Below are 8,400 nucleotides of genomic sequence, written 5' to 3'. Positions count from 1 at the left end.
CGGCGTGGGCGCCGCCCTGAAGACAGCGCCCAAACGGCCACGGCGTGACGGCAAGAACTAACCGACCATCTTGCTGGTGCGAGCAGCGTCGAGTGCTTCCGGCTCCTGCGCCTCGACCCACGTTTCGTTGTCCAGACCGGCCTGCAACCGGTCCATGTCCAGCTCGTTCGTCCACTTGGCCACCACGATCGTCGCCACCCCGTTGCCGATCAGGTTCGTCAGCGCGCGGGCCTCGGACATGAAGCGGTCGATGCCCAGGATCAGCGCCAGCCCCGCCACCGGCACATGCCCCACCGCCGACAGCGTCGCCGCCAGCACGATGAAGCCGCTGCCCGTCACGCCCGCCGCGCCCTTCGACGTCAGCAGCAACACCGCCAGCAGCGTGATCTCCTGCACCAGCGTCATCGGCGTGTTGGTTGCCTGCGCAATGAACACCGCCGCCATCGTCAGGTAGATCGACGTGCCGTCCAGGTTGAACGAATAGCCGGTGGGAATGACAAGGCCCACGCAGGTCTTGTTTGCGCCCAGGTTCTCCATTTTTTCCATCATCCGCGGCAGCACCGATTCGCTCGACGACGTGCCCAGCACGATCAGCAGTTCTTCCTTGATGTACTTGATGAACTTCCAGATGCTGAAGCCGTGGAAGCGCGCGATGAGCCCCAGCACCACGAAGATGAACAGCAGGCAGGTCAGGTAGAACGTGCCCATCAGCTTGCCCAGCGAGAACAGGCTGCCCACGCCGTACTTGCCGATGGTGAAGGCCATGGCGCCGAACGCGCCGATGGGCGCCAGCTTCATGATGTAGTTGACGATGCCGAAGAGCACGTGCGAGCCCTTCTCGATCACGTCGAACACCAGCGTGCCGCGGCCGCCGAACCTGTGCAGCGCAAAGCCGAACAGCACCGCGATCAGCAGCACCTGCAGGATCTCGCCCTTGGCGAAGGCATCCACGAGGGTGTTGGGAATGATGTTCAGGATGAAGTCGACCGTGCCCGTCATCTTGCCGGGACCGGTGTACGCGGCGATGGACTTGGTGTCGAGCGTGGCCGGGTCGATGTTCATGCCCTCGCCGGGCTTGAGCACGTTGACCAGCACCAGGCCGACCACCAGCGCGATGGAGCTCACCACCTCGAAATAGAGCAGCGCCAGGCCACCGGTCTTGCCGACCTTCTTCATGTCTTCCATGCCGGCGATGCCGACCACCACCGTGCAGAAGATGATCGGCGCGATGATCATCTTGATGAGCTTGATGAAGCCGTCGCCGAGCGGCTTCATGGACTCGCCGACGGACGGATAGAAGTAGCCGAGCAGCACGCCGATGATCACCGCGGTGATCACCTGCACGTAAAGGGAGCGGTACAGGGGGAGCTTCTTGGCGGGTGTACTTGTTGTGTTTTCCATGGTGCCTCCAGAGGGTTCGGAACTGTAGGAGCGGTAGCGCGTACTTTCTATTCGTAGAAGCCACATCGCTTGAAATGAAAAAACCCGCCGAAGCGGGTTTCATGTTCAGGTGATGGTCAGCATGCTCAGTGCATGTGGAGGCCACCGTTGACCGAGAAGTCGGCCCCGGTGCTGTAGCCGCCTTCGTCCGTGGCAAGCCACGAGATGATGGAGGCAATTTCGCTGGGCTCGCCCAGGCGCTTGACCGGGATGGTCGCCACGATCTTGTCGAGCACTTCCTGGCGGATGGCCTTCACCATGTCGGTGCCGATGTAGCCGGGGCTCACGGTGTTGACCGTCACACCCTTGCTTGCGAGCTCCTGCGCCAGCGCCATCGTGAAGCCGTGCATGCCGGCCTTGGCCGCCGAATAGTTGGTCTGGCCCGCCTGGCCCTTGGCGCCGTTGACCGAGCTGATGTTGATGATGCGGCCCCAGCCCTTCTCGACCATGTCGCCCACCACCTGCTTGGTGACGTTGAACATGCTGTTCAGGTTGGTCTCGATGACCGCGCTCCAGTCCTCGGGCGTCATCTTGAGGAACATGCGGTCGCGCGTGATGCCGGCGTTGTTGACCAGCACGTCGATCGCGCCGTGCGCGGCCTTGGCGGCCGAGAAGGCCTCGACGGTGGATTGCCAGTCGCCGACGTTGCCGACGGAGGCGTGGAACTCGAAGCCTTCGGCTTTCTGTTCGGCCAGCCACTTGGCATGGTCGCGCGTAGGGCCGCAACCGGCGACCACGGTGAATCCGTCCTTGTGCAGACGTTGGCAGATGGCTGTTCCGATGCCACCCATGCCTCCGGTGACATATGCAACTTTCTTGCTCATGAAATTTCCTTGATGTGTGCTTAGCAAAAGCCTGAACGGCCGCCTTCACTCTAGCCATTTTCACGCCATCGAACTCTGAGGAAAACACTGAGCCAAGCTTGCAACCAGCTGTCACGAAGACGTGGCGTGGCGCACGCCTCTATGCTGCCGCCTGTACGCTCTTGCACGGCCTCTACCTTCAAGGAGTTCGAAAGTATGAATTTCGGGATCATCGTATTCCCCGACGTCGAAGAACTCGACTTCGTCGGCCCCTGGGAAATGCTCACCATGTGGAGCAAGCTGGCGGCGGGCCCCGCCCACTGCCTCATCGTCGCCGAGAAGCGCGAACCGGTGGCCTGCGCCAAGGGCTTGTCCATCAACCCGCACGTGTCTTTTGCCGACTGCCCGCCGCTGGACTGCCTGCTGGTGCCCGGCGGCATGGGCACGCGCCGCGAGGTCGACAACCCCGCGATGGTGCGCTTCCTGGCCGACCAGGCGCCCCGCTGCAAGGCACTGCTGTCGGTGTGCACCGGCGCCTTCGTGCTGCATGCGGCCGGCCTGCTGTCGGGCAGGACCGCAACCACGCACTGGGGTTCGCTAGACCGCCTGCGCGCATTGGGCGACGTGAAGGTGGTCGAGCAGCGCTTTGTGCAGGACGGCGACGTGTGGACCTCGGCCGGGGTATCGGCCGGTACCGACCTGATGCTGGCCTTTATTGCCCACACGGCGGGCGAGGAAGCCGCCGCCAAGGTGCAGCTGCAGGCGGAGTACTACCCGGCGGACACGGTGTACGGCAGCACGGCGAGCCACGAGCGCGCGCCGGCGTATGTGCGGCGGCCCGTCAAGCGGGCGGGGAACCCATGAATGCCATGACAGCCATCACCACGCACTCTTCCCTCGAACCGCTGGCCGTGCTCGCCGCACGCGTGGGCGCCACGCTGCGCGAACGGCGCCAGACGGTGGCGGTCGCCGAGTCGTCGGCCGGCGGGCTGGTGTCGGCCGCGCTGCTCGCCATACCGGGCGCGTCGGCCTTCTTTCTGGGCGGCGCGGTCGTCTATTCGCGCCGCGCCGGCAAGGCGCTGCTGGGGCTGGTGCCCGAGGACATGAACGGCATGCGCGCCGAGACCGAGCCCTATGCCCGCTTCATCGCGGCCCGGATACGCGACAGCCATCGCGCGACCTGGGGCATCTGCGAAAGCGGCGCGGCCGGGCCATCGGGCAGCCCGTACGGCGATGCGCCGGGGCATGTGTGCGTGGCCGTTGCTGGCTCAGGCTCCGGCCCTGGCGGTGGCATGGTCACGGCCAGCCGGACCGTCGAGACGGGCGACACCGACCGTCCGGCAAACATGGAAGTGTTCGCGCGGCAGCTGCTGCAGCTGTTCGACGAAACGCTGCGGGCACCCGAAGCGGGCGCCGGCGCGGGCATCAACCCGGTTTAGCGCGCGCCGTCTTCTTGCCGCTCTCGGCGCGTGGCGCATTCGCGCCCGCCGGAGCGGCGGCACCGCTGCTGTTCACCTGGTCGATCCACAGCAAGGTGTCGACATACGACATGAAGCGGTTCAGGTACTCCGGCGACAGGTCGCGCATGAGCGTGAGCGACCGGTGCACGAGGTGGTGCGAGTTGAGCGGGCCGGCGTTCTCCGGCACCTTGGCCAGCGACTGCGTCACGCGCCGCTCGGCACTGAGCCGCGACCACGTGTTGCGGAAATAGCGAAGTGTTTTCTCTTCACCGGAAGGCGTGAGGCTGGCCACCGCATCGCCGGGCGCCGGGCCGTCCCCGTGGGCCGACACGCGGCCGAGGTGCTCGACGAGTTCCGCGAGTGCCCCGCGCGGGGGCTGGCTTTGCTGCTGCTGCTGCGTGGCGATGGCAATGGCGACGGCTGCCGGCGGTGCCATGCTGTCAGCGGCCTGCTCCCCCGCGGCCACACGCTCGCCATACGCCGCGAGCAAACCGGCCAGCCTGTCTTCCAGCAGGCGCCGCGCGTCGCCTTGCTGGCCGGCCGTGCGCCGGGCCATCGCCTCGATGAAGCGAAAGCGCACCGGGTCGATGCGATCGGCGCCACGCGCGCGCCATGCGTCGAGCATCGCACCGCTCTGCGCCACGTCGTCGCCCGCGCTTTCTTTTTCTTCGCTACTCACGAGGCTTCCTGGCCGCGTTGGACGGCCGGGGCGTGGGCGCCATTTCGACGCGCCGGTTGCGCGAGCGTCCGTCGGCATCGGCATTCGACGCCACCGCCTGCTCGGCACCGAAGGCCGCGGCAAAGATCGACGACGAGGGAATGCCTTCTTCGATGAGCGTGCGCGTCACCGTCAGGGCGCGCTGGGCCGACAGCTCCCAGTTGTCGGCAAACTGCCGGCTGCCGCCGCGCACTTGCCGGTCGTCGGTGAAGCCGCTAACCATCAGGATCTCGTCGCGGGCCTGCAGGTACGCCGTGAGCGGACCGGCCAGGCTCTTCAGGAGTTGCCGGCCTTCGGGCTGCAACTCGGCCGAGCTCATGGCAAACAGCACGCTGCCGCTGATGCCGATGCGCCCGTTGTTCAGCGTCACTCGGCCCGCGGCCAGCGGGCCCGCCAGCGCCTGCTCGAGCGTCTGCAGCCGCTTGGCTTCGGCCTGGCGCTGCTTGACCTCGGTTTCGAGCTTGTTCGCCAGTTCCAGCTGCATGCCGATCACGCACACCAGGATCAGCACGAAGGCGCCCAGCAGCCCGGCCATCAGGTCGCCGAAGACGGCCCACACGGGCACCGTCGGCTCGACGCCGGCGTCGACGTCTTCGGTCATCACGCTTCGCTGCCCACGGCCACGCGCCGGCTGGCGATGTGCTGCAGGTCTTCGACGATCTGCTTCTGCGACATGATGCTCAGGTCGATGACTTCCCTCGCCTGTGCCACGTAGTAGGCCAGCTGCTCGTCGCTGCGCGCAATCGACTTGCCCAGCGCGCCTTCGATGCGCTGCAGGTGCGCGCCCAGCTTGTCGTTCGATTCGGTGAACAGCTGCACCGCGAAGCCGAAGGCCTCGCCCAGGCTCGCCACTTCGACGGCGCTGCCGGTGATCTGCGCGGCGACGTCGGCCATTTTTCCGGTTTCCGCGTCGACCTTGTCGGTGAAGCGCGTGCCCACGCGGTCGAGCAGTTCGGCCGATGCCGCAACCAGCGAATCGATGGCCGCGCGCTGCTCGGTCGACGCATGGTTCACCGCGTCGAGCAGGGTTTCCAGCGTGCCCAGGATGCGGCTGCGTTCTTCCAGCATGGTGTTGTCGCGCGCCATGCTGTCGGTCAGCTTCTGGCGCAGCTCGGCGATCACTTCGGCGGCGGCGCGTGGGGCTTCCGACGCGGCCTGCACCAGCTGGCCGATCTCGGCGATGGTGCTCTGCGCGTTCGCGTGGGTCTGGGCAGCAATGTCGCGCGCGGTTTCGGCCAGCGTCCTGCAGATTTCCTGCTGCTGGTTTTCGCTGCGCGTGCCGGCCTGTTGCCACTCCTGCTGCAGCGACCGGGCCATGGCTTCGAGCGACTGGGTCCAGGCCGCCAGGCGCTGCTGGTCGCGCGAGGCCATTTCGGCCTGCAGGTCGGTATGCGCCTGGTTCACCGTTTGCAGCAGCGACACCGAGTGCTGCTCGAAGCCGGCCTGCTTCTCGCGCAGTTCGGCAATCACTTCGGCGGCGGCGCGTGGCGCTTCCGACGCGGCCTGCACCAGCTGGCCGATTTCGGCGATGGTGCTCTTCGCGTGGGCTTCCGTCTGGGCGGAGATGTCGCGCGCGGTGTCGGCCAGCGTCTTGCAGATTTCCTGCTGCTGGTTTTCGTTGCGGGCGCCGGCCTGCTGCCATTCCTGCTTGAGCGACACGGCCATGGCTTCGAGCGACTGGGTCCAGGCGGCCAGGCGTTGCTGGTCGCGCGAGGCCATTTCGGTCTGCAGCTCGGTGTGCGCCTGGCCCACCGTGTTCAGCAGCGACGCCGAGTGCTGCGCGAAGGTGGCCGACGCGGCGGCCAGGGCACGCTGGGTGTCGCCCGACAAGGTTTCGCTGGCGCGCGCCTGCTGCGCCAGGGCATCGCGCCAGTTGTCGGACACGCTGCCGACCGTCGTTTCAAGCCGGGCCGCCACGCTGTCCACCAGCGAGGCCGAGCGCTGCTCGAAGGTTTCGGCGAACTGGCCGAGCGAGCCACGCAGGTCGTCGGACAGCGCCATGCTCGCGCGCTGGTGGCCGTCGAGGGCGCTTTTCCAGATCTCGGCCACGGTGGCGGTGCTGGCTTCGAAACGGGTCGAGAGCCCTTCGAGTTGCTGCTGCACGCTGTGCCCCACGGTGTCGTGCAGCGCGGCGGTTTCGCGCGCAATGCCCGCCATGGTGGCTTCGACGACCGGCTGGATGGTGGCGCCGGCAATGCGGGCGCCTTCGGTCAGGCTCTGCTTGAGCGAATGGTCGACCGAGGTGGCCAGGCTGGCGTAGGCGGCTTCGGCCTTGCCATGGAAGCTGTCCTGGCTGGAAATGAGGCGCTCGTTCAGCGCATGGTTCTGCTGCGCCATCGCTTCCATCAGCAGTTGCAGGCGGTCGACCAGCGCGGGCATTGCCTGGCCCTGGGCCTGCAGCAGCCTGAACGACTCTTCGCGCTGGTGCGCCAGCGAGAAGACGCGCAAGGTGGTGGCGATGCGCGTGTCGAGCAGTTGCGCGGCCTGCAGCCGGTCGCGCCGGCACAGGGCGGACACCAGGCCGAGCATCGCCGATGCGGCCACGCCGGCCAGCGAGGTGCCGAAGGCCACGCCCAGGCCCTTGACCGGCGCCGCCAGCGAGGCGCGCATGGCCTGCAGGTCGGTCGCGTGCTCCAGCGCCGAGCCGGTGCCGTTCAGCGTGACGACCATGCCCAGGAAGGTGCCCAGCATGCCGAGTAGCACCAACAGGCCCGCCAGGTAAGGCGTGAGGGCCGGGCCGGGCAGGCCGACGCGCTCGCCTTCGACGCGCAGGCGCACGGCGTTGCGCAGCGACGGATGCAGCTGGTCGAGCCACTGGCCCAGGCTCGCCGGGGCTTGGGGCATGTCAGTCATGTCCGTCACGGCGCGCGACAGCGTGGTGGTGGCCTGGTGAAAGCGGTGCAGTTCCAGCGCGCCCATCAGGTAGAACGCGCCGATCAGCAGGGTGATGGCCAGCGCCAGCGGGTTAGAGCCGATGTACCCGATACCGACCCAGCAGACGGCGGCCAGGCCCACGATGAAAGCGGCGTAATGAAGAAATCTGTTCATGGGAATCTGGTTGTCTGGCTGGCTAGCTCGTGCGAAGGGCGTCGAGCAGCCCTTCGACCGGTTGCAATCGAATGTCGAGTTCGGCGAGCAGCACGTCCTGCATGTGCCTGCAGAAAACGTTCAGCCACTCGGAAGATGGGGTGGCGGCGCCGGGTTCGCCCGGCGCCTGGGTGAGGTCAGTGGTGTCGTCGGGCACCGGCTGGGCGGCCTGGCGCAGGCGCTCGAAATGCTTTTCGAGCAGCACGGGCACGGTCGACAGCAGGCGGCGCTCCTGCGCGGCCAGGGCCTGTTCCATGACCACGTCGACGGCGGCGAGCCGCGCCATGTCGGGCGACCGGGTGGCCAGCGTGGCGCGCACGCGGGCGCGCAAGGGGGCGATGCGCGTCTCCATGGCCTGTTGCCGTGTGAGGTAGCGCCGACGGTACGGGGCGAAGGCGGCGGCGGTGTCCACGGGGGTGTCGCCGGCCGGCATGGCCGGCGCGGTTGGCTTGGCGGGCGTTGCAGGCGCCTGCGGGTGGTGTGGGTGAACCCGCTTTTTTGCCACCGCGGGCGCGCAGTCTTCGGCAATGGCCTGCGTCAACGCGGCCCGCACGCGGGTGCATTCGCTTTGCTCGGCATTGCCGGACGCGCGCGAACTGGACTGCGCGGCCGCCGGACTGCCGTCCAGCGCCGCGGACAGCGAGATGGCGTCGGTCCAGCCGAACCATTGGCTCAGACGGTCCGCAGTGCCTTGTCTGGATTCGCGGACGTCGATATCGGTCAGTCGAGAGAGCAGGCGTGCGAGCGTCGAGCCGTGAAAAACTGTGCGCTGTGAAGCTTGCGCCATACCGCCCGAACGAAAAACTCGGCAGTCTACACTGGCCAAACCCGGCCCGACCTCCCCTGCGCCCACCAGAGGTAACCTTGCGTGACATCCTCCCGGGGGCCGGCC

Annotated in this window: 8 protein-coding genes; 2 read left to right on the top strand and 6 right to left on the bottom strand. The window is 67.3% G+C overall.

The genetic code is table 11. The annotated features are described in order from the left end of the window. Positions 1–57: 57 nt before the first annotated feature. A complete protein-coding gene (locus DBV14_RS25320; RefSeq protein ID WP_124463302.1) occupies positions 58–1,401 on the bottom strand; it encodes a dicarboxylate/amino acid:cation symporter in 1,344 nt (447 codons plus the stop codon). 125 nt (positions 1,402–1,526) lie between these two features. Further along, a complete protein-coding gene (gene phbB, locus DBV14_RS25315) occupies positions 1,527–2,264 on the bottom strand; it encodes an acetoacetyl-CoA reductase (RefSeq protein WP_124463300.1) in 738 nt (245 codons plus the stop codon). 195 nt (positions 2,265–2,459) lie between these two features. Here phbB and DBV14_RS25310 point away from each other — a divergent pair, with 195 nt between their 5' ends. Beyond that, positions 2,460–3,107: a DJ-1/PfpI family protein gene (locus DBV14_RS25310; RefSeq protein ID WP_124463298.1), complete on the top strand. Its 648-nt coding sequence runs from the start codon at positions 2,460–2,462 to the stop codon at positions 3,105–3,107. A gap of 5 nt (positions 3,108–3,112) precedes the next feature. Further along, positions 3,113–3,682: a CinA family protein gene (locus DBV14_RS25305; protein WP_124463296.1), complete on the top strand. Its 570-nt coding sequence runs from the start codon at positions 3,113–3,115 to the stop codon at positions 3,680–3,682. Here the strand turns inward: DBV14_RS25305 and DBV14_RS25300 are convergent. Genes DBV14_RS25300 through DBV14_RS25285 form a run of 4 tightly spaced genes read right to left on the bottom strand, consistent with a single transcriptional unit; the run spans position 3,669 to position 8,295 of the window. Further along, complete coding sequence (locus DBV14_RS25300) at positions 3,669–4,382, bottom strand: DUF2894 domain-containing protein (RefSeq protein WP_311732863.1); 714 nt, start codon at positions 4,380–4,382, stop codon at positions 3,669–3,671. The two genes, DBV14_RS25305 and DBV14_RS25300, sit on opposite strands and share 14 nt — an antisense overlap. Then, a complete protein-coding gene (locus tag DBV14_RS25295) occupies positions 4,375–5,022 on the bottom strand; it encodes an OmpA family protein (protein WP_124463294.1) in 648 nt (215 codons plus the stop codon). The genes DBV14_RS25300 and DBV14_RS25295 overlap by 8 nt, the downstream gene beginning before the upstream one ends. Beyond that, positions 5,022–7,469 carry a DUF802 domain-containing protein gene (locus tag DBV14_RS25290; protein WP_124463291.1) on the bottom strand — a complete coding sequence of 816 codons (2,448 nt, stop codon included), beginning with the start codon at positions 7,467–7,469 and terminating at the stop codon, positions 5,022–5,024. Before DBV14_RS25290 ends, DBV14_RS25295 begins: the two co-directional genes overlap by 1 nt. 22 nt (positions 7,470–7,491) lie before the next feature. Continuing rightward, positions 7,492–8,295: a DUF3348 domain-containing protein gene (locus DBV14_RS25285; protein ID WP_124463285.1), complete on the bottom strand. Its 804-nt coding sequence runs from the start codon at positions 8,293–8,295 to the stop codon at positions 7,492–7,494. Positions 8,296–8,400 lie beyond the last annotated feature (105 nt).

This window comes from Variovorax sp. KBW07 (assembly GCF_003852515.1).
Lineage (GTDB): Bacteria > Pseudomonadota > Gammaproteobacteria > Burkholderiales > Burkholderiaceae_C > Variovorax.
Note: the sequence above shows the minus strand (reverse complement) of the source record. Positions and strands in the feature narration are given on the sequence as shown.

Bases quoted from the DNA above. Each gene is read 5' to 3' on its own strand.
- DBV14_RS25305 (WP_124463296.1), top strand. From the start codon at position 3,113: ATGACAGCCATCACCACGCACTCTTCCCTCGAACCGCTGGCCGTGCTC.
- DBV14_RS25295 (WP_124463294.1), bottom strand. From the start codon at position 5,022: ATGACCGAAGACGTCGACGCCGGCGTCGAGCCGACGGTGCCCGTGTGG.
- DBV14_RS25290 (WP_124463291.1), bottom strand. From the start codon at position 7,469: ATGAACAGATTTCTTCATTACGCCGCTTTCATCGTGGGCCTGGCCGCC.
- DBV14_RS25285 (WP_124463285.1), bottom strand. From the start codon at position 8,295: ATGGCGCAAGCTTCACAGCGCACAGTTTTTCACGGCTCGACGCTCGCA.
- DBV14_RS25310 (WP_124463298.1), top strand. From the start codon at position 2,460: ATGAATTTCGGGATCATCGTATTCCCCGACGTCGAAGAACTCGACTTC.
- phbB (WP_124463300.1), bottom strand. From the start codon at position 2,264: ATGAGCAAGAAAGTTGCATATGTCACCGGAGGCATGGGTGGCATCGGA.
- DBV14_RS25320 (WP_124463302.1), bottom strand. From the start codon at position 1,401: ATGGAAAACACAACAAGTACACCCGCCAAGAAGCTCCCCCTGTACCGC.